This is a genomic window from Agromyces aureus (assembly GCF_001660485.1).
Lineage (GTDB): Bacteria > Actinomycetota > Actinomycetes > Actinomycetales > Microbacteriaceae > Agromyces > Agromyces aureus.
Window position 1 is genome coordinate 2,326,422 of record NZ_CP013979.1, and the last position, 23,674, is coordinate 2,350,095.

General features: G+C 68.7%; 19 protein-coding genes. 8 read left to right on the top strand and 11 right to left on the bottom strand.

The window, feature by feature from the left end:
* The first annotated feature begins 31 nt into the window (after window positions 1-31).
* The 3 genes from qcrA to ATC03_RS10325 are packed head-to-tail and all read left to right on the top strand — an operon-like array spanning window position 32 to window position 3,614.
* A complete protein-coding gene (gene qcrA / locus ATC03_RS10315; RefSeq protein WP_067876494.1) occupies window positions 32-1,108 on the top strand; it encodes a cytochrome bc1 complex Rieske iron-sulfur subunit in 1,077 nt (358 codons plus the stop codon).
* Window positions 1,105-2,712, top strand: a complete 1,608-nt coding sequence (qcrB, locus tag ATC03_RS10320; protein WP_067876497.1) for a cytochrome bc1 complex cytochrome b subunit — start codon at window positions 1,105-1,107, stop codon at window positions 2,710-2,712. Before qcrA ends, qcrB begins: the two co-directional genes overlap by 4 nt.
* Window positions 2,713-2,744: 32 nt before the next feature.
* The gene (locus tag ATC03_RS10325; RefSeq protein WP_067876500.1) at window positions 2,745-3,614 is read left to right on the top strand and encodes a putative RNA methyltransferase; all 870 of its coding nucleotides are present in this window, start codon (window positions 2,745-2,747) and stop codon (window positions 3,612-3,614) included.
* Between the two features lie 180 nt (window positions 3,615-3,794).
* Here ATC03_RS10325 and ATC03_RS10330 read toward each other — a convergent pair whose 3' ends face one another.
* The 5 genes from ATC03_RS10330 to ATC03_RS10350 all read right to left on the bottom strand — a co-directional run bounded on the left by ATC03_RS10330 (window position 3,795) and on the right by ATC03_RS10350 (window position 8,906).
* Window positions 3,795-4,223, bottom strand: a complete 429-nt coding sequence (locus tag ATC03_RS10330) for a cytochrome c oxidase subunit 4 (protein WP_067876503.1) — start codon at window positions 4,221-4,223, stop codon at window positions 3,795-3,797.
* Window positions 4,224-5,960 (bottom strand): aa3-type cytochrome oxidase subunit I, encoded by a 1,737-nt coding sequence (gene ctaD / locus ATC03_RS10335; protein WP_067876505.1) that lies wholly within the window; start codon window positions 5,958-5,960, stop codon window positions 4,224-4,226.
* The gene (ctaC, locus tag ATC03_RS10340) at window positions 5,957-6,859 is read right to left on the bottom strand and encodes an aa3-type cytochrome oxidase subunit II (RefSeq protein ID WP_067876508.1); all 903 of its coding nucleotides are present in this window, start codon (window positions 6,857-6,859) and stop codon (window positions 5,957-5,959) included. The genes ctaD and ctaC overlap by 4 nt, the downstream gene beginning before the upstream one ends.
* A 189-nt stretch (window positions 6,860-7,048) precedes the next feature.
* On the bottom strand, window positions 7,049-7,399 hold the full coding sequence (gene erpA, locus ATC03_RS10345; protein ID WP_067876511.1) for an iron-sulfur cluster insertion protein ErpA: 351 nt from the start codon (window positions 7,397-7,399) through the stop codon (window positions 7,049-7,051).
* Between the two features lie 76 nt (window positions 7,400-7,475).
* Window positions 7,476-8,906, bottom strand: a complete 1,431-nt coding sequence (locus ATC03_RS10350; RefSeq protein WP_067876513.1) for a dipeptidase — start codon at window positions 8,904-8,906, stop codon at window positions 7,476-7,478.
* A gap of 38 nt (window positions 8,907-8,944) precedes the next feature.
* Here ATC03_RS10350 and ATC03_RS10355 point away from each other — a divergent pair, with 38 nt between their 5' ends.
* Window positions 8,945-9,529: a DUF3043 domain-containing protein gene (locus ATC03_RS10355; protein WP_084003426.1), complete on the top strand. Its 585-nt coding sequence runs from the start codon at window positions 8,945-8,947 to the stop codon at window positions 9,527-9,529.
* A gap of 54 nt (window positions 9,530-9,583) precedes the next feature.
* Here the strand turns inward: ATC03_RS10355 and ATC03_RS10360 are convergent, their stop codons facing one another.
* Window positions 9,584-10,729: an alkaline phosphatase family protein gene (locus ATC03_RS10360; protein WP_067876518.1), complete on the bottom strand. Its 1,146-nt coding sequence runs from the start codon at window positions 10,727-10,729 to the stop codon at window positions 9,584-9,586.
* A 79-nt stretch (window positions 10,730-10,808) separates the two neighbouring features.
* On the opposite strand from ATC03_RS10360, the gene ATC03_RS10365 reads away from it, so the two are divergent.
* Entirely contained in the window at window positions 10,809-13,283 is a 2,475-nt protein-coding gene (locus ATC03_RS10365; protein ID WP_067876520.1) for a DNA gyrase/topoisomerase IV subunit A, read from the top strand.
* A 173-nt stretch (window positions 13,284-13,456) separates the two neighbouring features.
* Here ATC03_RS10365 and ATC03_RS10370 read toward each other — a convergent pair whose 3' ends face one another.
* Entirely contained in the window at window positions 13,457-15,535 is a 2,079-nt protein-coding gene (locus ATC03_RS10370) for a DNA gyrase/topoisomerase IV subunit B (RefSeq protein WP_067876523.1), read from the bottom strand.
* A gap of 145 nt (window positions 15,536-15,680) precedes the next feature.
* On the opposite strand from ATC03_RS10370, the gene ATC03_RS10375 reads away from it, so the two are divergent.
* The gene (locus ATC03_RS10375; RefSeq protein ID WP_067876526.1) at window positions 15,681-15,911 is read left to right on the top strand and encodes a DUF7455 domain-containing protein; all 231 of its coding nucleotides are present in this window, start codon (window positions 15,681-15,683) and stop codon (window positions 15,909-15,911) included.
* A gap of 116 nt (window positions 15,912-16,027) precedes the next feature.
* Here the strand turns inward: ATC03_RS10375 and ATC03_RS10380 are convergent, their stop codons facing one another.
* The 4 genes from ATC03_RS10380 to ATC03_RS10395 all read right to left on the bottom strand — a co-directional run bounded on the left by ATC03_RS10380 (window position 16,028) and on the right by ATC03_RS10395 (window position 20,619).
* On the bottom strand, window positions 16,028-16,792 hold the full coding sequence (locus ATC03_RS10380; RefSeq protein ID WP_067876527.1) for a type 1 glutamine amidotransferase: 765 nt from the start codon (window positions 16,790-16,792) through the stop codon (window positions 16,028-16,030).
* Window positions 16,789-18,060 (bottom strand): Mur ligase family protein, encoded by a 1,272-nt coding sequence (locus ATC03_RS10385; RefSeq protein ID WP_084003427.1) that lies wholly within the window; start codon window positions 18,058-18,060, stop codon window positions 16,789-16,791. The genes ATC03_RS10380 and ATC03_RS10385 overlap by 4 nt, the downstream gene beginning before the upstream one ends.
* A gap of 7 nt (window positions 18,061-18,067) precedes the next feature.
* Entirely contained in the window at window positions 18,068-19,363 is a 1,296-nt protein-coding gene (locus ATC03_RS10390) for an RNA polymerase sigma factor (RefSeq protein WP_067876529.1), read from the bottom strand.
* A gap of 329 nt (window positions 19,364-19,692) precedes the next feature.
* On the bottom strand, window positions 19,693-20,619 hold the full coding sequence (locus ATC03_RS10395) for a proteasome assembly chaperone family protein (protein WP_067876532.1): 927 nt from the start codon (window positions 20,617-20,619) through the stop codon (window positions 19,693-19,695).
* An 87-nt stretch (window positions 20,620-20,706) separates the two neighbouring features.
* Here ATC03_RS10395 and ATC03_RS10400 point away from each other — a divergent pair, with 87 nt between their 5' ends.
* On the top strand, window positions 20,707-22,188 hold the full coding sequence (locus tag ATC03_RS10400) for a leucyl aminopeptidase (protein WP_067876535.1): 1,482 nt from the start codon (window positions 20,707-20,709) through the stop codon (window positions 22,186-22,188).
* 98 nt (window positions 22,189-22,286) lie between these two features.
* Window positions 22,287-23,660 carry a dihydrolipoyl dehydrogenase gene (gene lpdA, locus ATC03_RS10405; RefSeq protein ID WP_067876538.1) on the top strand — a complete coding sequence of 458 codons (1,374 nt, stop codon included), beginning with the start codon at window positions 22,287-22,289 and terminating at the stop codon, window positions 23,658-23,660.
* The last annotated feature ends 14 nt before the right edge of the window (window positions 23,661-23,674 follow it).

Consider the following 23,674-nt stretch of genomic DNA (forward strand, 5'->3'; position numbering starts at 1 on the left):
TCGGTACCGAAGTACCTGAAGAAGGAGAACCATGGCCCAGGACGACCACAGCGGAGCTGAGCTCGCCGCTGCCGACTCGTCGCATGCCGCGCACGAATCCGATGCCTCGCCCGGCACCGCGCTGATCGTTCAGGACGCATTCGCGAACCCCGGATTCCCGCCGCATCGCCCTCGCGTCACCGACGAAGACCCCAAGCGGGAGAAGCGTGCACAGCGAACCGTCTACACGCTGTTCTACCTGTCGGCGCTCGGAAGCCTGTGGGCGGTCGCCGCGTACATGCTCTTCCCGATGGAGTCCAACAACGTCGGCGACGTCCGCCTGAACAACCTCTTCATCGGACTCGGAGCGACGCTCGCGCTCCTCGCGCTCGGCATCGGCATCGTGCACTGGGGCAAGGCCGTCATGGTCGACGTCGAACTCATCGACGAGCGTCACGAGGCCGGGGGCTCCCCCGAGACGCAGGCTGCGGCAGCGAAGGTGTTCGCCGACGCCGACCGCGAGTCCGGGTTCACTCGTCGTGCGGTCATCCGCAACAGCCTCATCGGCGCGATCGTCGTCTTCCCGCTGCCCGCCGTCGTGCTCTTCCGCGGCTTCGCTCCGCAGGACCAGCTTCCCGTGCCGCTCCTCAGCCACACGATGTGGCGCAAGGGCACTCGACTCGCCCTCGACCCGAGCGGTGTCCCGATCAAGGCCTCCGACGTCACGATCGGCAGCGCATTCCACGTCATCCCCGAGGGCCTGACCGAACTCGAGCACGGCAAGCTCGAGGAGAAGGCCAAGGCGGCCGTCCTCCTCATGCGCCTCGACCCGGCGGACCTGAACCAGCTCCCCGAGCGCGAGAACTGGTCGTACGACGGCATCGTCGCCTACTCGAAGATCTGCACGCACGTCGGATGCCCCGTGGCGCTCTACGAGCAGCACACGCACCACCTGCTCTGCCCGTGCCACCAGTCCCAGTTCGACGTCGCGAACCACTGCGAGGTCATCTTCGGACCGGCCAAGCGGCCGCTGCCCCAGCTGCCGATCGCCATCGACGACGAGGGTTACCTCATCGCGCAGAGCGACTTCACCGAACCCGTCGGCCCGAGCTTCTGGGAGCGTCATTGAGCACCGCATCGCCCACCACCGGCACGCAGAAGCGGTCGTTCACGACCGCTGCCGCGGTCTACGTGAACGAACGCACGAGCGTCGCCGGCTTCATCAAGGAACTCGGCCGCAAGGCCTTCCCAGACCACTGGTCGTTCCTCCTCGGTGAAGTCGCGCTCTTCTCGTTCGTCGTCATCCTGATCTCGGGCACGTTCCTGACGTTCTTCTTCCAGGCATCGATGGCCGAGGTGCACTACGACGGCTCGTACGTCCCGCTGAAGGGCGTCGAGATGTCGGTCGCCATGGCGTCGACCCTCGATATCTCGTTCGACATCCGCGGCGGCCTGTTCGTGCGCCAGATGCACCACTGGGCTGCACTGCTCTTCGTGGCGGCGATCGGCCTGCACATGCTGCGCATCTACTTCACGGGTGCGTTCCGCAAGCCGCGCGAGTTCAACTGGGTGATCGGCTTCACGCTGTTCATCCTCGCCATGGCCGAGGGCTTCACGGGGTACTCGCTCCCCGACGACCTGCTCTCGGGCAACGGCCTCCGCATCATCGACGGCCTGGTCAAGGGCATCCCGCTGGTCGGCACCTGGATCTCCTTCCTCCTCTTCGGCGGCGAGTTCCCGGGCACGCAGATCGTCGGACGCCTGTACTCGTTGCACATCATGATCCTGCCCGCGCTGGTCATCGCATTCATCGCGCTGCACCTGGTGTTCGTCGTCGTGCACAAGCACACCCAGTACGCTGGCCCCGGCAAGACGCAGCAGAACGCCGTCGGCCCGCCCGTGCTCCCGGTGTACGCCGCGAAGGCCGGTGGATTCTTCTTCATCATCTTCGGTGTCATCGCACTCATCGCGTCGCTGTTCACGATCAACCCGATCTGGAACTACGGCCCCTACGACCCCTCACCGGTGTCGGCGGGTACCCAGCCCGACTGGTACATCGGCTTCGCCGACGGTGCGCTCCGACTCATCCCGCCGGGGTGGGAGTTCGTCTGGCTGGACCGCACGTGGTCGTTCAACATCCTCGTGCCGCTCATCGCCATCGGCATATTCATCGTCCTCGTGCTCCTCTACCCCTTCATCGAGGCGTGGATCACCGGCGACAAGCGCGAGCACCACATCGCGGACCGTCCCCGCAACGCTCCGACCCGCACGGCCATCGGCGCTGCCGGCGTCACGTTCTACGCGGGCCTCTGGGCCGCGGCGAGCTCGGACATCCTCGCGACGCACTTCTCGCTGACGATGGAGGGCGTGATCCACGCACTCCAGGCCGTCGTGATCCTCGGTCCGTTCGTCGCCTTCTTCATCGCGAAGCGCGTCTGCATCGCACTGCAGAAGAAGGACCGCGAGATCGTCCTGCATGGCTTCGAGTCCGGCCGCATCGTGCGGCTGCCCGGCGGCGAGTTCATCGAGGTGCACGAGCAGCTCGACGAGTACGACCGCTGGCGCCTCGTGAGCTTCGAGACCTACGAGCCGCTCATGATCCGCCCGAATGCTCGCGGCAAGATCACGGTCGGCCAGCGCTTCCGCGCATCGCTCTCGCGCTGGTTCTTCGAGGACCGCATCGCCCCCGTCACCAAGGGCGAGATCGAGTCCGGCCACGGCGGCCACCACTGATCCACCGACCCATCAGTTCGGGCACCGTGACCATGTCGTTCGACACGACCTGGTTCCGGTGCCCGAACTGCTTCTCCGTACTGTCCCCGACCGGCGACCTCGTGATCGGATGCGCGAACGGCCATCGGTTCGACGTGGCACGTCAGGGCACGGTCACCCTCCTCCCCCCGCGGGCCCCGCGCACAGTGGGCGACGACCACGCGATGCTGACGGCTCGAGCAGCCTTGCTCGATTCGGCGCTGTACGTTCCGATCGCCGATGCGATCGTCGAGCTCGCCGAGCTGAATCTCGCGCCGCTCGCCGCTGACGACACCGGACCTCGTCTCGTGGACTTCGGATGCGGCACCGGCTACTACGCAGCGCGCGTGGAGGAGCGAGTGAGAGCGAGTGCGGTGCTCCTCGCTGATCGCTCGCCCGTTGCCGTGCGACTGGCCACCCGAGGGATCTCCGGCGCCACTGGTGTCGTGCTCGACATCTGGCGTCCACTCCCCCTGCGCGACGCCTCCGCCGATCTTGCCCTCAACGTCTTCGCGCCGCGCAATCCCGAGGAGTACGCGCGCGTGATCAAGCCCGGAGGCATCCTCGTGGTCGTCGTGCCCCGCGAGAACCACCTGGCGGAGCTCAGGTGCGACGGCTCCGTCCTCACGGTACCCGCAGACAAGGAGCGACTCGTCACCGAGACGCTCGGCGCGGCCGGCTTCGGTCTTGCCGATCGGAGGCATGTCGAGTACTCGGAGCCCGTCAGCTCCGAGCAGCGCGCGCACCTCGTCGCCATGGGCCCATCTGCCCACCATGCGGGCGAACCAGCCCTGACGGACGCCGGCGGGCTCGAGGGCGCAACCGCAGCGCCGGTCGGTTCGCCGGTGACGATCTCCGTCGACGTGCTCGCCTTCCGACGCTAGGCTCCCGCCAACGGTCGCCAACGGTCGCCAACGCATCGAACGAGCGCCGAGCGATCACGAGCGACCTGCGCCCGCGGTCGCTTCGACCAACCGGCGCCTCCTGCCTCCCGACGATGCCGTCGCGCATGCACGAAGCGGCCCCCGACACGATGTGTCGGGGGCCGCTTCAGGCTGTGCAGCTCAGCGGGCGAAGTTGCCGCGGTAGTACTCGTAGACCCAGCCGACGAGGCTGATGACGCCGATGCCGACCGCGATGAACGAGATCCAGAAGCCGATGGCGAGACCGAGGAACAGCAGCGCAGCAGAACCCGCGAGCATGATCGGCCACCAGCTCCAGGGGCTGAAGAAGCCGAGCTCGGGGTCGCCGTCGTCGATGTTCGCGTCGAGGCGGTCTTCGGGCAGTTCAGCGCCCTGCGCCGCGTGCACCCGACCGAGGTAGAACGCGATGAACGCTGCGAGAACGGCGCTCAGCGAGATGGCGACTAGGCCGACCCACTCAGGGCCGCCGTTCGCCTCGATGCCGCTGAGGGCCGACCACACGCCGTAGACCGCGGCCGCGGCAGCGAAGAACGCGGCGAGGATCCAGAAGAGAACGACATTCGCGCGCATCTACTTGACTTCCTTCGTCTCGACGTCGAACACCGGCGCTGCAGGCGCGTCCTTGCCCGGCCCGATGCCGACGGGGATGCCGGCTTCGGGGTGGTTGAGGTCGAACGCCGGCGACTCCGAGCGGATGCGCGGGATCGAGGTGAAGTTGTGTCGCGGCGGCGGGCAGCTGGTCGCCCACTCGAGCGACCGACCGTAGCCCCAGGGGTCGTTGACCGTCACCTTGGGAGCCCGACGAGCGGTGATGTACACGTTCAGGAAGAACGGGATCAGCGAGATCGCGAGGATCGCAGAACCGATCGTCGAGAGCTGGTTCATCCACGTGATGTTGTCCTCCGGCAGGTACGAGTAGTACCGGCGAGGCATCGCCACGACTCCGAGCCAGTGCTGGATCAGGAAGGTGGTGTGGAAGCCGATGAAGAGCAGCCAGAAGTGCCACTTGCCGAGGGATTCGTTGAGCATCTTCCCGGTCCACTTGGGCCACCAGAAGTAGAAGCCCGCGAACATCGCGAAGACGACCGTTCCGAAGACCACGTAGTGGAAGTGAGCGACGACGAAGTAGGTGTCGGACACGGCGAAGTCAAGCGGCGGCGACGCGAGGATGACGCCGGTGAGGCCACCGAACACGAACGTGATGAGGAAGCCGACCGACCACACGAGCGGCGTCTCGAAGGTGATCGACCCTCGCCACATCGTGCCGATCCAGTTGAAGATCTTCACACCCGTCGGTACTGCGATGAGCATCGTCATCAACGAGAAGAACGGCAGGAGGACCGAGCCCGTCACGTACATGTGGTGGGCCCACACCGTGACCGAGAGCGCGGCGATCGCGATGGTCGCGTAGACGAGGGTCGTGTAGCCGAAGATCGGCTTGCGGCTGAAGACCGGGAAGATCTCGGAGACGATGCCGAAGAACGGCAGCGCGATGATGTACACCTCGGGGTGGCCGAAGAACCAGAAGAGGTGCTGCCACAGGATGACGCCGCCGTTCGCGGGGTCGTAGATGTGCGCATCGAACACGCGGTCGGCAGCGGCCGCCAGCATGGCCGCGGCCAGCACGGGGAACGCCATCAGCACGAGGATCGAGGTGACGAGCGTGTTCCACGTGAAGATCGGCATGCGGAACATGGTCATGCCCGGCGCGCGCATCGTGATGATGGTCGTGATGAAGTTCACCGCGCCGAGGATGGTGCCGAAGCCCGAGAGGCCGAGACCGAGCATCCAGAGGTTGCCGCCGACGCCTGGTGAGAACGTCGTCGAGGCCAATGGCTGGTAGGCGAACCAGCCGAACGATGCCGCACCCTGCGGGGTGAAGAAGCCGGCGACCGCCATCAGCGAGCCGAAGGCGAACATCCAGAACGCGAACGCGTTCAGTCGCGGGAACGCGACGTCGGGAGCGCCGATCTGCAACGGCATGAGCACGTTGGCGAAGCCGGCGAACAACGGCGTCGCGAACATGAGCAGCATGATCGTGCCGTGCATCGTGAAGAGCTGGTTGTACTGCTCACGCGTCTGCACGATCTCGAGGCCGGGCTCGAAGAGCTGGGCGCGGATGATCAGTGCCATCACGCCGGCGATGCAGAAGAAGACGAACGAGGTGATCAGGTACATGTACCCGATGACCTTGTGGTCGGTCGAGGTGATCCACTTGACGAGGACGTTGCCCTTGCGCTCGACCTTCGAGGCCCCGAAGGGAAGGCTGCTCGACTGCGGCCGAGCCGGTGCGGTCGTGGTGCTCATTCGCCTTCGTGCTCCTCTTTCAGTTCGGGCGCGCCCGTTCCGGGCAGGTTCTGGTTGCGGTCGTACTCGTTGGAGAGCTGACCCTCCTGGCCGAGATCGCGCAAGGACTCGATGTAGGTCTCGTACTCCGCCTCGGAGACGACCTTGACGTTGAAGAGCATCAGCGAGTGGTACTCGCCGCAGAGTTCGGCGCACTTGCCCTCGTACGTGCCCTCACGCTCGGGGATGAACGACATGTAGTTGGTCTTGCCGGGGAACATGTCCTTCTTGTAGAGGAAGTCCACGACCCAGAACGAGTGGATGACGTCGCGCGACTCGAGTTCGATCTCGACGTTCGCACCGACGGGCAGGTAGAGCGTGGGGATCTCGGACTCGACGAGCGAGCCGCTGGGGCCCTCGTCGTCGAGCTGTCCCTGGATGCCGGGCGAATACACGTCTTCGTTGACGTAGTTGAAGTCCCAGGCCCACTGCTTCGCGATGACCTCGACCTGGACGTCGACGTCGTCGGCGGCGAAGCGCTGCTCGATGGCCTCCTGGTCGCGAGCGGTGAAGGCGAAGAAGCCCAGCACGAGGATCAGGGGCACGATCGTGTAGAAGACCTCGATCGGCATGTTGTAGCGGAGCTGGACGGGCAGACCCGTCTGGCCCTTGCGACGACGGTAGGCGATGACCGCCCAGATCGTCAGGCCCCAGGTGATGACACCGACGACGAGCAGCACGATCCACGACGTGACCCACAGGCCCGAGACGCGCTCGGTGTGGTTCGTGACGGGAGGCTGCCCCTCCTCGAAGCCCGGCAGGAACCCGTTGAGCTGTGCCTGCGTGCACCCCGCGAGAACGAGGCTGAGTGACACTGCGATCGGGATTGCAGCCCATCGGAGACGGCGATTGTGGCGCACCGGTGACCTTTCGGGAGACTCGAAGGCGCTTCACAGCGAAGCGCATGATCGTTGAACAGCCTACTCCGACTCAGCCCCACCAGTGTGCATCCCTGGCCCGTTTCGACGCGGAATTCCGCCATCATCGGCGCAAAGAAAGAAAGGGAGGCTGCCAGTGGCAGCCTCCCTTTGCTCGGTCGTGAATGATCCTCAGTGGAACGAGTCTCCACAGGCGCAGCTGCCCTCGGCGTTGGGGTTGTCGATCGTGAAGCCCTGCTTCTGGATCGTGTCCTCGAAGTCGATCGAGGCGCCGTCGAGGTACGGGACGCTCATCTTGTCGACGATGACCTCGACGCCGTCGAAGTCGACGACCGCGTCACCGTCGAGCAGGCGCTCGTCGAAGTAGAGCTGGTAGATGAGGCCGGAGCAGCCGCCGGGCTGCACCGCGACGCGGAGTCGCAGGTCGTCGCGGCCCTCCTGCGTGAGGAGGCTCCGCACCTTGTCGGCCGCGGGGTCGCTCAGCTTCACGCCGTGCGTCGTATCGGTGATCGTGTCGCTCATGTCTCTCCTCGGTGCGTCGAAGAACGCCTCATGTCCAATGGAAGTCTAACCCGGTGTGCTGCGAGATGGCCCGGAATCAGGATGTCCCGCTCCCCCGCGCGTCGAGGCGCGCGAGCAGCAGCGCCTCGCTGAGCAGTGCGCGCTTGAACACGCCGAGGTGCAGCGATTCGTTGGGGCTGTGGGCGCGGGAGTCGGGGTCCTCCACGCCGGTCACGAGGATCTGCGCGCCGGGGAACTCCTCGACGAGCTCGGCGATGAACGGGATCGAGCCACCGACGCCGATGTCCACCGGGGGCCGGCCCCAGGCATCCGTCATCGCGGCCCGCGTGTCCTCGACGGCCCAGCCGCTCGTGTCGACCAGGAACGCCTGGCCGAGGTCGACGCCCTCGAACCCGAGCTGCACGCCGAACGGGGCGTGCGCCTCGAGGTGGGCGCGGATGGCGTCGAACGCCGCCGACGCGTCCTGCCCTGGCGCGATGCGGGCGCTCACCCGCACGAGCACCTCCGGTACGAGCGTGTTCGAGGCGTTCGCGACGTCCGGCGCGTCGATTCCGGTGATCGTGACGGACGGCTTGGCCCAGATGCGCGAGAGGATCGGGCCGTCGCCGATCGGCGTGACGCCGTCGAGCAGGCCGGTCTCGGAGCGGAGCTGCGCCTCGTCGTAGGCCGGCGGTTCGAGGTCGGCGCTCGTGAGTCCCTCGACGGCCACCGAACCGTCGGCGGTCCAGAGGGTGTCGAGCAGTCGGATCGCGGCGAGCATGGCGTCGGGCACCGCTCCCCCATACATGCCGGAGTGCGACGCGTGCGCGAGCGTGCGGATGCGCACGTTGAAGGCGACGGCGCCGCGCAGGGCGACAGTGATCGCCGGCGTCTCGAGGTCCCAGTTGCCCGAATCGGCGACGACGATCGCGTCGGCCGCGAGCAGCTCGCGGTTGTCTCGGAGGAAGTTCGCGAACGAGCGCGAGGCCCACTCCTCTTCTCCCTCGATGAAGACGGCGATGCCGAGGTCGAAGTCGCCTGCGGCCTCGGCGAACGCGCGGATCGCGCCCACGTGGGCCATGACGCCCGCCTTGTCGTCGGCCGCACCGCGACCGTACAGGCGGTCGCCGCGCTGCGTGGGCTCGAACGGCGAGGTCTCCCAGTCCGACTCCTTGCCGGGGGGCTGCACGTCGTGGTGCGCGTAGAGCAGCACCGTCGGCTTGCCGTTCCTGGCGGGTCGGCTGGCGACCACCGCAGGCTGGCCGAGCTCGGAGCCGTCCTCGACGGAGGAGCGGCGGATGTCGACCAGGTCGAAGACGCCGGTGCCGCGGAGCAGCTCCGCGACGGCGTCGGCGCTGCGGGCCACGTGCGCGGCGTCGAACGCCGGCCACGAGACGGATGGGATGCGGACGAGGTTCGCGAGATCCGCGACGGTCGAGGGGAATCCGACGTCGACGGCATCGCGGATCGCGGCCGTGAGGTCGGGTGCGCCGATGGATTCGTGATCGGTGGGCTGGTGCTCGGTCATGCCGGTAATCTTAAGGGGAACCGATTCGAGGGATCCCCGTGGCAAACAACCCCACCAACAGCGACCAGCCGAGCGCCGAGACGCTCGAGGAGACGCAGGCACGACTGAAGTCCGGCGGCAAGGGCGCACCCACGCCCAGCCGCGCCCAGCAGGAGGCCGCCCGCAAGCGACCGCTCGTGCCCGACGACCGCAAGGAAGCGAAGAAGGCGGCGCGCACGAAGGAGGCCGAGGCGCGCGAGCGCGCCCGCGTCGGCATGGCCGCCGGCGACGAGCGCTACCTGCCGCTCCGCGACCGGGGCCCTCAGAAGAAGTTCGTGCGCGACTACGTCGACGCGCGCTTCAGCATCGGCGAGATCCTGATCCCGGTGATGTTCGCCGTCATCATCCTGACGTTCATTCCAAGCCCCGAGGTGCAGGCCATCGGCATCATCGCGCTCTGGTCGTTCTTCCTCGTCTCGGTGATCGACGTGATCATCCTGGGCGCCGTCCTCACGCGCAAGCTCGGACAGCGCTACGGCGACAAGGCCGAGCGCGTGCGCTGGTACGCCGCGATGCGTGCACTGCAGCTGCGCATGCTCCGCCTCCCGAAGCCCCAGGTCAAGCGCGGGCAGTACCCGAGCTGACGCACGAGTGCGCATGACGACGGCCGGTGGCGGATGCCCCCGGCCGTCGTCGTCTCACCGGCGGAACACGCCGCCCCTGATCAGCGGAATCCGCGTCTCCTCGTCGGTGAGCGACCCGTGCTGGCCGATCATCGACTCGGCCTGCCGGTTCGCCTCGCGAGCGTCGTAGTACGCGATGCCCGAACGAGCGGCCACGAGGATGTCGCCGATGCGCGGGCGCACCTCGTCGGCCACCGGGCCGTACAGCCCCGCCTCGATCGCCTCGTCGCGCGAGCGCACCCACGCGCGGTGCCCCTCGGAGACGCGCCAACGTTCAAGCAGCGCGGCGCGCTCCCCCTCGTCGAGGCCCGGCTCGAGGGAGAGGGAGAGGAACCTCGGCTCACCGCCGATGTGGCGGACGCCCTCGACGAGCTCGGGGCTCGCGTCGACAAGCACGTGCCGGTGGGCGGGGACGTCGACCACGCCGTGGTCGGCGGTGACGAGCAGTCCGGCCGTCCGCGGCATCCGCTGCTCGAAGCTCGCGATCTCGCCGTCGAGCTGCTCGAGCAGGCCCAGCCAGCGATTCGACTCCCAGCCGTGCGCGTGCGCCGCCTGATCGAGTTCGGGCACGTAGAGGTAGACGAGTCGCTCGCCGCCGCCCTGCAGCAGGGCGAGCGCCTCGTCGAAGCGCTCGGTCAGCGAGGCCGCGGCCCGGTACGACGCTCCCCGCAGTACGGCGCGCGTGAAGCCGGAGTCGGCATACCGGGCGGCACCGATCGCGAACGACGGGATGCCGCGGTCTGCTGCGCGTTCGAAGACGGTCGCGCAGCGCTGCCAGGTCTCGGGCACCATCGCGGCGTCCCAGCCGCTCAACTGGTTGACGAGTCGGTCGTTCGCGGCGTCGAGCGCCCGGTAGCCGACGAGCCCGTGCTCGCCCGGCAGCGCGCCGGTGGTCAGGCTCGCGAGGGCGGCAGCCGTCGTCGAGGGCAGCACCGAGCGGATCACGTCGCGCTTGGCCATGCGGGAGGAGAGGAATCGGGCGTGCCCTGCGCGCGCCTGCAGGTTCGATGCGCCGAGCCCGTCGACGACCACCACGACGACGCCGGATGCCGCGGGCAGGCCGAACGCGTTCTCGGCACCCGTCAGGCTGGCGAGCGAACTGCCCATCACCTCGGTGAGGCGCGGAACGGCATCGGTGGGCACCGGTAGCATGGCAGGCATCGCGCCCAGTCTCGCATAGGCAGGGCGCGCCCTTCGTTCCCCGACGTGCACCACACGCCGCCAGCAGCAGAGAACACGGATGACCCGAGCCAAGAACCCGCCCGCTGAAGAACCGATCGTCGAGCGCATCGAAGACGTCGACGTCGCCACCGAGATGCAGGGCTCGTTCCTCGAATACGCCTACTCGGTGATCTACTCGCGCGCCCTCCCCGACGCACGCGACGGGCTGAAGCCCGTGCAGCGGCGCATCCTGTTCGGCATGAACGAGATGGGCCTCCGCCCCGACCGCGGCCACGTCAAGTCCTCGCGCGTCGTGGGCGAGGTCATGGGCAAGTACCACCCGCACGGCGACACCGCGATCTACGACACCCTCGTGCGCATGGCGCAGGCGTTCACCCTCCGCGTGCCGCTCGTCGACGGGCACGGCAACTTCGGATCGCTCGACGACGGCCCCGCGGCATCCCGGTACACCGAGGCGCGCCTGACGGCGGCCGCGATCGCCATGAACGACGGTCTCGACGAAGACGTCGTCGACTTCGTGCCGAACTACGACAACCAGTTCATGCAGCCCGCCGTGCTGCCCGCCGCCTACCCCAACCTGCTGGTCAACGGCGCGAGCGGCATCGCGGTCGGCATGGCGACGAACATGGCCCCGCACAACCTCATCGAGGTCGTCGCGGCCGCCCGCCACCTGATCGCGCACCCCGACGCCACGCTCGACGACCTGATGGAGTTCGTCCCCGCACCCGACCTGCCCTCCGGCGGCACGATCGTGGGCCTCGCCGGCATCCGCGACGCCTACGCGACCGGGCGCGGCAGCTTCAAGACCCGCGCCAAGGTCAGCATCGAATCGATCACGGCCCGCAAGACGGGTCTCGTCGTCACCGAGCTCCCCTACCTCGTCGGACCCGAGAAGGTCATCGAGAAGATCAAGGACGGCGTCAACTCCAAGAAGATCAGCGGCATCTCGGATGTCACCGACCTCACCGACCGCATGAACGGGCTGCGCCTCGTCATCGGCATCAAGACCGGGTTCAGCCCCGATGCGGTGCTCGAACAGCTGTACCGGCTCACGCCGCTCGAGGACTCGTTCAACATCAACAACGTCGCCCTCGTCAACGGCGGACCGCAGACGCTCGGCCTGCGCGAACTGCTGCAGGTCTACGTCGAGCACCGGATCTCGGTCGTCACGCGCCGCTCGCAGTACCGCCTCGCCCGCCGCCAGGAGCGCCTGCACCTCGTCGAGGGCCTGCTCATCGCGATCCTCGACATCGACGAGGTCATCCAGGTGATCCGGTCGAGCGACGACACGGCCGCGGCCCGCACCCGCCTCATGGAGGTCTTCGACCTCAGCCTCGTGCAGACCGACTACATCCTCGAACTGCAACTGCGCCGCCTCACCAAGTTCTCGCGCATCGAGCTCGAGGCCGAGCGCGACAAGCTGCGCGCCGAGATCCACGAGCTCGAGACGCTCCTGGCCAGCCGGCACCGCATCGAGGCGCTCGTCTCCGACGAACTCGCCGAGATCGCCGAGAAGTACGGCACTCCGCGCCGCACGCTCCTGACCGACGCCCGCCCGATCGCGACCGGTGCGGCGGCCAAGCGCGCCGCGGCGATCCTCGAGCTCGCCGACGTGCCGTGCCGGGTGTTCCTCTCGGTCACCGGCCGCATCGCGCGCGTCGACCTCGCCGCGACCGAGAACGGCGCACCGACGATCACGGTGCCCACCCGGCGCAGCAAGCACGATGCGATCCTCTCGACGCTCGAGACCTCGACCCGGTCCGAGATCGGCGCGGTCACGAACCTCGGACGACTCATCCGCTTCACGCCCGTCGATGTGCCGATGCTGCCGCCGACGTCGGTGCAGCTCGGTGCCGGGGTCAGGATCGGCGACTACCTGTCGCTTCCGAACCGCGACGAGAAGGTGCTCGCGATCGTCTCGCTCGACTCCGACCGTTCGATCGCGCTCGGTACCAAGCAGGGGGTCGTCAAGCGGGTCGCGACGGGTGCCTACCCGAACAAGCCCGAGTTCGAGGTCATCGGATTGAAGGCCGGCGACGAGGTGGTCGGCGCCGTGCAGGGCGACGAGGGCGACGAGCTCGTGTTCGTCGCGTCCGACGCGCAGCTGCTGCACTTCCCGGCGGCGAACGTTCGCCCGCAGGGGTGCCCGGCCGGCGGCATGGCCGGAGTGAAGCTCACCGCGGGTGCGCACGCGATCCACTTCACCAGCCTTCCGGCCGATCGCCTCGAGCAGACGGTCGTCGTCACGATCGCGGCCAGCAACGAGACGCTCCTCGGCGTCGACACCGGCAGCGCCAAGGTCAGCGAATTCTCGGAGTTCCCCGGCAAGGGCCGCGCCACGGGCGGCGTGCGCGCGCAGCGGTTCCTGAAGGGCGAAGACGCCCTGCACCTCGCCTGGGTGGGCCCCTCGCCCGCGCTCGCGGTCGGCGCCGACGGCACCGCCCGCCAGTTGCCCGATTCCGGTGCCAAGCGCGACGCCTCCGGCCAACCCCTCGAGGCCCACGTGGCCGCGATCGGCACGCGCATCGAGTAGTCGCTCGCTCCGAACATCGACGAACGCGGCGACCCGATCGGGTCGCCGCGTTCGTTCGTTGCCGGTGGCGTCGGCGCGCCCGAGGCCCCCTCAGCCGCAGGGCGAAGGCACGGGCAGTGTCGGGCGTCAGGTGTCAGGCGTCACAACGGTCGCGAGTCAGCCGACGCGATGCGTCAGGCGTCGATCCGATCGCGTTCCATCGCGTCGGCGCTCTCGACGATGAACTCCTTGCGCGGCGCGACCTCGTTGCCCATGAGCAGCTCGAACACGCGCCCCGCGGCCTCGGCATCGCCGAGGCCGACCCGGCGCAACGTGCGCTGGCGACGGTCCATGGTCGTGGTCGCGAGCTGGTCGGCGTCCATCTCGCCGAGGCCCTTGTAGCGCTGGATCGGGTCCTGGTAGCGCTTGCCCTGCTTCTTCAGGGCCGCGAGGACGCCCGTGAGCTCCGCCTCCGAGTACGTGTAGATGGTCTCGTTGGGCTTGGACCCCGGGTTCATCACCACGACGCGGTGCAGCGGAGGGACGGCCGCGAAGACCCGGCCCTCCTCGATCATCGGCCGCATGTAGCGGAAGAACAGGGTCAGCAGGAGTGTGCGGATGTGCGCACCGTCGACGTCGGCGTCGCTCATGATGATCACCTTGCCGTAGCGCGCAGTGGCGATGTCGAAGCTCCGCCCCGAGCCGGCGCCGATCACCTGGATGATCGAGGCGCACTCGGCGTTGCCGAGCATGTCGGACACGCTCGCCTTCTGCACGTTGAGGATCTTGCCGCGGATCGGCAGCAGCGCCTGATGCTCGCTGTCGCGCGCGAGCTTGGCCGTGCCGAGCGCCGAGTCGCCCTCGACGATGAACAGCTCGCTGTGCGCGACATCCGTCGACCGGCAGTCGACCAGCTTCGCCGGAAGCGACGAGGACTCGAGCGCGTTCTTTCGCCGCTGCGTCTCTTTGTGGGTGCGGGCGGAGATGCGGGACTTCATCTCGGCCACGACCTTGTCGAGCAGCAGCGAGGACTGCGCCTTGTCGTCGCGCTTGGTCGAGGAGAAGCGAAGGCCGAGCTCCTTCGTGAGCACGTTCGTGACGATCGCGCGCACCGCCGGAGTGCCGAGCACCTCCTTGGTCTGCCCCTCGAACTGCGGCTCGGGCAGGCGAACCGTGATGACCGCCGTGAGGCCGGCGAGCACGTCGTCCTTCTCGAGCTTGTCGTTGCCCGCCTTGAGGCGGCGGGCGTTCTGCTCGACCTGCTGGCGGAGGAACTTGAGCAGGCCCTGGTCGAACCCGGTCTGGTGCGTGCCGCCCTTCGGCGTGGCGATGATGTTCACGAACGACTTGACCACCGTGTCGTAGCCGGTGCCCCAGCGGAGGGCGATGTCGACGGCGCACTCGCGCTTGAGCTCGGTCGGCACCATCGCGCCGCCATCGGTGAGCACCGGCACGGTCTCGGTGAACGAGCCGACGCCCGTGAGGCGCCAGACATCGGTCAGCGCCGAGTCGACCGCGAGGTGCTCGACGAACTCGGAGATGCCGCCCTCGAACTGGAACGACATGGTGTGCGGCGTCTCGCCGCGCTCATCGGTGACGTCGATCGCGAGGCCGGGCACGAGGAACGCGGTCTGACGCGCACGCCCGAGCAACTCCTCGGACTGGAACTCGGCGCCCTTCGTGAAGATCTGCCGGTCGGCCCAGTACCGGATGCGGGTGCCGGTGACGCCCTTGGCGACCTTCCCGACGACGCGCAGCTCGCTTCGGTCCTCGAATGGCGTGAACGGCGCATCGGGCGAGGGCTCGCCCCGGTCGGCGAAGATGCCGGGCTCGCCACGGTGGAACGACATGGCCCAGGTCTTTCCGTCGCGATCGACCTCGACATCGAGGCGCTCCGACAGCGCGTTCACGACCGAGGCGCCGACGCCGTGCAGGCCACCCGATGCCGCGTACGAACCCGAGCCGAACTTGCCGCCGGCGTGCAGCTTGGTGAAGACCACCTCGACGCCCGAGAGTCCGGTCTTCGGTTCGATGTCGACCGGGATGCCGCGGGCGCGGTCGCGAACCTCGACGCTGCCGTCGGGGTGCAGTCGCACGCCGATCTCACCGCCGTGACCCGCGAGCGCCTCATCGACCGAGTTGTCGATGATCTCCCAGAGGCAATGCATGAGGCCACGGGAGTCGGTCGAGCCGATGTACATGCCGGGGCGTTTGCGGACGGCCTCGAGGCCTTCGAGCACGGAGAGATGGCGGGCGGAATAGTCGGAGCTCACGTCGCACAAGCCTACTGAGCACCGCCGACCTCGGCGTGCAGGCGCTACGCGGTGAGCGAAATGCCCGGCGGAACGGAAGGATGCCCGCCGAATACGTGTTTACATTGGTGAACGGATTTCGCGCAGTGAGCCAGGAGGAGGAGCCATGACGCAGTACACCGAAACCAACGGTGCGGTCGAGGAACTCGAGACCCCGTACGAGCTCACCGCTCTCGACCGCTGCGACGCCTGCGGCGCGCAGGCCTACATCCGCGTGGTCGTGGGCACCGGCGAGCTGCTGTTCTGCGCCCACCACGGTCGCAAGCACCAGGAGAAGCTCTCGCAGATCGCGCACAGCTGGCACGACGAGTCGTCGCGCCTCAACGATCGCCCGTAGCGCGGTCGCCCGCACCAGACGCGAACACGAGCAGAACGCCCCGGGAGGATTCCCGGGGCGTTCTGTCGTTGCGGCGTGCACCGCTGCCGTGGTGCGGCATGCCGAAGCGGACCGCGTCAGTTGCCGGTCGACGCCGTTGCGGCCGACGCCGACTCGACGCCGGCGGCGGCGAGGTGCGCGAGGCGGGCGGACTCCGCGTAGGCGTCGACGATGCGGGTCTGCTCCCCTGGCGTGTAGCGCGCACCGGCGCGCTCGGCCATGGTCGTGAGCAGGCGGTCGGCGAGGTGCGGGTTCTTCGCGAGCACCGGACCGTGCAGGTGCGTGCCGATCACCTCGCCCATGACGACGCCCTCCTGACCGGAGCCGAGCGCATTGCCCTCGCCGGCGCGGACCCGCCCGAGCGGCGAGCCCTCGGCGCCGACGTAGGCGCGGGCATGGTTCTCGAACCCGACGAGCAGCTGCTTCGACCTTCGCTCGGCGACGACGAGGTCACCGGTGATGCGGCCGGCGGGGTGCGGCACCGCACGACCGGGCAGGATGCCGAGGCCCTCGATGCCGGTGCCGTCGGGCAGTTCGATGCCCCAGGAGAGCAGCTCCCATCCGGTGCCGACCGCCAGGATCGGCACGCCTTCGGTGCCCCATCGCCGAAGATCGTCGTGCAGATCGAGCAGTCGCGTGCGCGCGACGTCGAGCGCGGCATCCGTGCCGGAGCCGATCACGATCGCATCGACGTGCCCCGGCAGGTCGTCGCGGGACTCGACGGCGACCACGCGCGCGTCGAGACCGGCCCACCCCGCGCGCTTCGCCAGGACGGCCGCGTTCTCGGCGTCGCCGTTGGTGTTCTGCAGCGACGGCAGCAGCGTGATGATCGTGAGGGTCATTCCGCTCCCGTGAGTCCGAGGTGGGCACGCGTGCGTCGCATCGAGTCGGCCGAGAAGACGATCGTCTTCGTGCCGGATGCCGGCGCGGGCGCCGCGAGGAAGTCGTCGACGGCCGTGGCGAGGTCGGGCTCGACCCGGTCGATGGCGACGCCGTCGTACGAGAGCATGAGCGCGGCCTCGGCCGACTTCGACCCGCTCACGATCGACACGCGGCCGAGCGACGAGGCGTCGGCCGGCCAGAAGTACGAGGGGTCGCGCACGTCGGAGCCGATGGCGAACAGGATGTCGCTCGTCCCCGCTTCGATGCTGTCGACGTTGAGCTGGTAGCTCGCGGTGTTCTGCACGAGCACGAAGTCGACCTCTTGTCCGCGGACGGTCACGCGCTCGCCCCGACCGAAGACGGCGGGGATCGCGCTCAGCGCCGCGGCGGCCGTCGTCGGGTCGAAACGATCGCCGAGCACCGCCCGGGCGGTCGCATACGCCGCGGTCGCGTCGATCCCGTAGTGGGTGCCTCGCGCCGGCAGCGTGACCGCGACGGCCGAGCCCTGATCGTCGAGGACGGCCTCGCGTCCGTCGACGGACTCGAGGCGCACACCGTCACCGGAGCCGAGGCGCGTCTCGACGGTCTTCGCGTAGCCGAGACCACGCGGCGACGCCACGACGACGGCCTCCGACACGCCGAAGCGGCGCACCGCGACATCCGCCCCGACGCGACCCGCGATCTGCTCGAGGTACGCATCGTCGGCGTTCACGACGACCGACTCACGGGCGCGCGCGGCGATCCGGGCGAGCATGCCAGCCACCATCTCGGAGTCGTGGAACCGGTCGACCTGATCGACCATGACATTCATGAGCGTGACCGTGCGGGCGTCGACGCCCTGCATGACGAGGGCGCCGTGCCCCTCGTCCATCTCGAGCACGGCCATCTCGCCGGGTACGCGACCGCGCCAGTCGGCGCGCTCGAGCAGCGCCGAGGTCAGGCCCTGGCTGATGTTCGCGGTCGACGGGTTGGTGAACACGTCGACGCCGTGGGCTCGTAGCACCGCGACGAGCATCTTCGTCGTCGTGGACTTGCCGCTCGAACCGGTCACCACGACCAGCCCCTGCGGGAACCCGGAGAGGGTCCGCTTCAGGTAGCCGGGCGCGATGCGGTTGACGACGAGTCCCGGAACGGCCGATCCGCCGCCGGGCTTGCGCAGCCGGGCGGCGAATCGGGTGAGTCTGCCGACGAGGATCGCCGGTCCGTAACGCAGGGATCCCGCGTGCACCGTCGGCCTACTCGAGGTAGTCGCGCAGCGACTGCGACCGCGACGGGTGGCGGAGCTTCGCCATCGTCTTCGACTCGATCTGGCGGATGCGCTCGCGCGTGACGCCGAACGTGTCGCCGATCTGGTCGAGGGTCTTCGGCATGCCGTCGCCGAGGCCGAAGCGCATGCGGATCACGCCCGCCTCGCGCTCGGACAGCGAGTCGAGGAGCGACTCGAGCTGCTTCTGCAGCATCGTGAAGCCGACGGCGTCGGCGGGAACCACGGCCTCGGTGTCCTCGATGAGGTCGCCGAACTCGCTGTCGCCGTCTTCACCGAGCGGCGTGTGCAGCGAGATGGGCTCGCGGCCGTACTTCTGCACCTCGATGACCTTCTCGGGGGTCATGTCGAGTTCGCGGCTGAGCTCTTCGGGCGTGGGTTCGCGACCGAGGTCCTGCAACATCTGGCGCTGCACGCGGGCGAGCTTGTTGATGACCTCCACCATGTGCACGGGGATGCGAATCGTGCGGGCCTGGTCGGCCATGGCGCGCGTGATCGCCTGGCGGATCCACCAGGTGGCGTACGTCGAGAACTTGAAGCCCTTGGTGTAGTCGAACTTCTCTACCGCACGGATGAGGCCCAGGTTGCCTTCCTGGATGAGGTCGAGGAACTGCATGCCGCGACCGGTGTAGCGCTTGGCCAGCGAGACCACGAGACGCAGGTTCGCGCCGAGCAGGTGGCTCTTGGCGCGCTGGCCGTCTTTCGCGACCCACTGCAGTTCGCGACCGAGCTGCGAGCGCTTCTCGGCGTCGGTCATGTGCGAGAGCTTCTCTTCTGCGAAGAGCCCGGCCTCGATGCGCATGGCCAGCTCGACCTCTTCGGCCGCGTTCAGCAGGGCGACCTTGCCGATCTGCTTCAGGTAGTCCTTGACGGGGTCGGCCGTTGCGCCGGTGATGGCGCTCGAGTAGACCGGAACCTCGTCTTCGTCGTCGACGGCGCGCAGCACGAGCGCGCCGGTCGGGTGCGGCTCGACGGCGACGGGCTTCTCGTCCTCTTCGTCGTCGGTCGCCGCGACGTCGGTGCCCTCGGCACCCTCCACGACCTCGGCGTCGATCTCGACCTCTTCGGTCTCGCCGTCTTCGTCGTCGCCGGCCTTCGCGGCGCCGCGCGCCTTCGTTCCCGCCTTCGCGGTGGTCTTTCGCGGCGTCTTGCTCGCGGTCGCGGTCTTCGCGCCCGCCTTGGCCGTGGTCGACTTCGCAGCCGTCGCGCGAGCGGCGGGCTTCTCGGCCTCGTCCTTCGCCGACGTCGCAGCCTTCGTCGTTGCCATTGGTTGAACCTCTCCTACATCGCACGGCGCATGCCCAGTGAGGGTCGCGGGTCGTGGTGGGTCCGATCGTTTTCGGACACTATGAGGACCCATGTCAAGTCCGCGACGTCGGCACGCGATCGTGCCCGCGGACCAGAACGGGTCCTTCCACCATTATACAGCCGTCGAGCCCGCCTCACGTCCACGGAGGCCGCGCGCCGTTCACGTGCCGTACCGGGTGTCCGTCTCTTCCCTGATGTCAACGTCGGCCGCGGCATCCGCATTCCCGAGGATCGCTCGCGATCCGCGGTGATCGCCGGAGGTGCCGTGCCGCGGGTCGACGCGACCGGTCAGCCGCCGAGCGGCGACTCGTCGTCGTGCCGACGCCGCACCGCGAGGAACTTCTCGAGCTCGGCCGCGATCTCGTCGGCGGAGGGCAGCTCGCCCTCCTCGTCGGTGAGCGGCGAGCGGAAGGACGTCTCCTGCATGTAGGTGTCGTGGCGCTCCTCGAGCGTGCCCACGAGCTTGCCGAGCTCGCCGTTGCCGGCGACCTGCTCGTCGATGCGCGCGACGAAGTCGCGGTTGGCCTCGCGCAGGGTGTCGGTCGGCAGGATGCGACCCGTCGCCTTCGAGACCGCCTCGATCGCCGCGACGGCCGCCGCGGGGTACTCGGTGTCGCCCAGGTAGTGCGGGATGAGCAGCACGAACGCGGTCACGGGGTGACCGAGCTCCTGCAGTCGGTACTCGACGAGGTGCAGCGCGTTCGCGGGCGCCTCGGTCGTCGGCCGCCAGACCGACATCGCCTCGACGAACTCGGGGCGGTTGCCGCTCACCGTCATGCTGATCGGGCGCGTGTGCGGAACGGGCATCGGGATCGCGTTGATCCAGGTCGTCGACGACACCTGGAACCGCTCGATCAGCTCGAGCATTGCGGCGCCGAACCGCTCCCACTGGAAGTCGGGCTCGTACCCCGTGAGCAGCAGGAACTGCTGACCGATCTCGTCGCGTGCGAGCGAGAGCAGCAGGCGAGGCGGACGGTACTCGGTGATGTGGTCCTCTTCGAAGAGGATGATCGGACGCCGGGCCCGGTAGTCGAGCAACTCGTCGGCATCGAACTGCGCGACCTCGACGTTGTCGAGCGTCGCGAGCAGGAACTCCATCGTCTGCGCGACGGCTGCTCCGGCATCGGCGAACCCCGTGAGTCCGGCGACGAGCGGAAGCCCTGCCGGCACTTCGACGCCGGGGTTCAACTCGTAGAGGGAACGTGGATCGCGCATACCCCCAAGCCTACCGGCGTGCTCCGACGGCCCGCCCTGAACGGACATCCCACGCCATGCTCAGAGCGAACACGTACGATTCCCAGCATGAGCGTCACCGATCTCCGCACCTCCGAACTCCCCGCCGCATCCTCCGAAGCCGACGTCGTGCTGCTCACCGCGGTGAGCACCGCGGACGGCCCGCGGTTGCTCGAGGTCGACGGATACGCCTGGGTCGCACCGCTGCTCGCCGGCCTCGGCGCGACCGGTGCGGCCGACGAACTCGTGCGCATCCCCTCGTCGGGCGGCGGCCCGGCGGTCGTGGCGGTCGCCGGAGCAGGCGAGCGAGCGGATGCCGCGTCGCTGCGTCTCGCCGCGGGCAGCGCGTTGCGCCAGCTCACCGGGGTCGAGCACGTCGCGATCGGCGTCCCCCTGGAGTTCGCCGACGACGTCGAGGCCGCCGAGGCGCTCCTCGAGGGAGCCGCGCTCGGCGCCTACGCCTTCACGGCCTACCGTTCGGAGCCGAGGACGCCGGTCGCGGTCGTCACCGTGCACGCCGCGGCATCCGCAGCCCGGGTGCGCCTCGACCGGGTTCGCGTCATCGCCGACGCCGTGCACCGCACGAAGGACCTCGTGAACACGCCGCCCGTCGACCTCTCCCCCGCGCGACTCGCCGAGATCGCGGTGAACGCGGCGGATGCGGTCGGCGTGACCTCGACCGTCTGGGACGAGGAGGCCCTGCAGGCCGACGGCTTCGGCGGCATCCTCGGCGTCGGACAGGGCTCGTCGCGCGGACCGCGGCTCGTGCGCCTCGAGTACGCGCCCGCAGCCGCGTCCCGCCACTTCGCGCTCGTCGGCAAGGGCATCACCTTCGATTCGGGCGGCCTCTCGCTGAAGCCCGGAAACTCGATGGTCGGCATGAAGTCGGACATGGCCGGGGCGGCGACCGTCCTCTCGGCGATCCTCGCGCTCGCTTCGCTCGAGACTCCGATCCGCGTGACGGCCTGGCTCTGCCTCGCCGAGAACATGCCGTCTGGCACCGCGATCCGCCCGAACGACGTGCTCCGCATCCGCGGTGGCAAGACCGTCGAAGTCCTGAACACGGATGCCGAGGGGCGGCTCGTGCTCGCCGACGGACTCGTCGCCGCGAGCGAGGAGCAGCCCGACGCGATCGTCGACATCGCGACACCCACCGGTGCGCAGGTCGTCGCGCTCGGCCACCGCATGGGCGGAATCATGGGCGACGACGGCCTCGTGGCGCGCGTCCGCGGCGCGGCCGACTCGGTCGACGAGTCGTTCTGGCCGATGCCCCTGCCCGGCTACCTCAAGTCCAACCTGAAGTCGGATGTCGCCGACCTCGCCAACACCCGGCTCGGGACCACGATCCCCGGGATGCTCGTGGCCGGCGTGTTCCTCCGGGAGTTCGTCGGGCGCCGGGAGGACTCCGACGAGCGGATCCCGTGGGCGCACCTGGACATCGCCGGCCCGTCGTTCAACCAGGCCGGAGCATGGGGTCACACCGGATCCGGCGGCACCGCGATCGGCGTCCGCACGCTCGTGGCCCTGGGCGAGGACCTCTCCACCGAGTAGTAAGGTCGTATGGGCGAGATCTTCGCCCTTCACTCTGCCGCCGGTCACGCATCCGGGGCAGTCCGTGTCGCAGTACAGGTGCGCAAGGGAGATTCCGGTTGTCCGAGCAGAACTTTGACATTGTCATCCTCGGTGGCGGCAGCGGAGGGTACGCAGCAGCACTGCGCGCCGTCCAGCTCGGCTTCACCGTCGGCCTCATCGAGAAGGACAAGCTCGGCGGCACGTGTCTCCACCGCGGCTGCATCCCCACCAAGGCGCTGCTGCACGCGGCCGAGATCGCCGAGCACGCTCGCGACTCCGCCAAGTTCGGCGTGCGCGCGACCTTCGAGGGCATCGACGTCGCCGGGGTCACCGCGTACCGCGAGGGCATCATCTCGAGCAAGTTCAAGGGGCTTCAGGGCCTCATCAAGGCTCGCGGCATCACCGTCATCGAGGGCGAGGGCCGACTCGTCGCGCCGAACGCCGTGCAGGTCGGCGACCAGCGCATCGTCGGCAAGAACGTCATCCTCGCGACCGGCTCCTACTCGCGATCGCTGCCCGGCCTCGAGATCGGCGGCCGCGTCATCACGAGCGAGCAGGCCCTCGAACTCGACTTCGTGCCCGGCAAGGTCGCCATCCTCGGCGGCGGCGTGATCGGCGTCGAGTTCGCCAGCGTCTGGAAGTCCTTCGGCGCAGAGGTGACGATCATCGAAGCGCTCCCCCACCTCGTGCCCAACGAGGAGGAGTCGATCTCGAAGCAGCTCGAGCGCGCGTTCCGCAAGCGCGGCATCGACTACAAGATCGGCGTCCGCTTCCAGTCGGTCACCCAGCACGAGAACGGCGTCGTCGTAACGCTCGAGAACGGCGAGACCGTCGAGGCCGAGCTTCTGCTCGTCGCCGTCGGCCGCGGCCCCGTCACCGCCGGACTCGGCTACGACGAGGTCGGCGTCGCCATGGACCGCGGCTTCGTGCTCACCGACGAGCGCCTCGCGACCAACGTCCCGGGCGTCTACGCCGTCGGCGACATCGTCCCCGGGCTCCAGCTCGCGCACCGCGGCTTCCAGCAGGGCATCTTCGCCGCCGAGGAGATCGCAGGACTGAACCCGATCGTCATCGAAGACGTCAACATCCCGAAGATCACCTACTGCGAGCCCGAGATCGCCTCGATCGGCTACACCGAGGCGAAGGCCGGCGAGAAGTTCGGCGCAGACCAGGTCTCCTCCTACGAGTACAACCTCGCCGGCAACGGCAAGAGCCACATCCTCGAGACGAGCGGCTCGATCAAGGTGGTGCGGGTGAACGACGGCCCGATCGTCGGCGTGCACATGATCGGCGGCCGCGTCGGCGAGCTCATCGGCGAGGCCCAGCTCGCGGTGAACTGGGAGGCGTACCCCGAGGACATCGCCCCGTTCCTCCACGCGCACCCCACGCAGAACGAGGCCCTCGGCGAGGCGTTCCTCAAGCTCGCGGGCAAGCCGCTGCACGCGCTCTGACCTGTATCACCCCC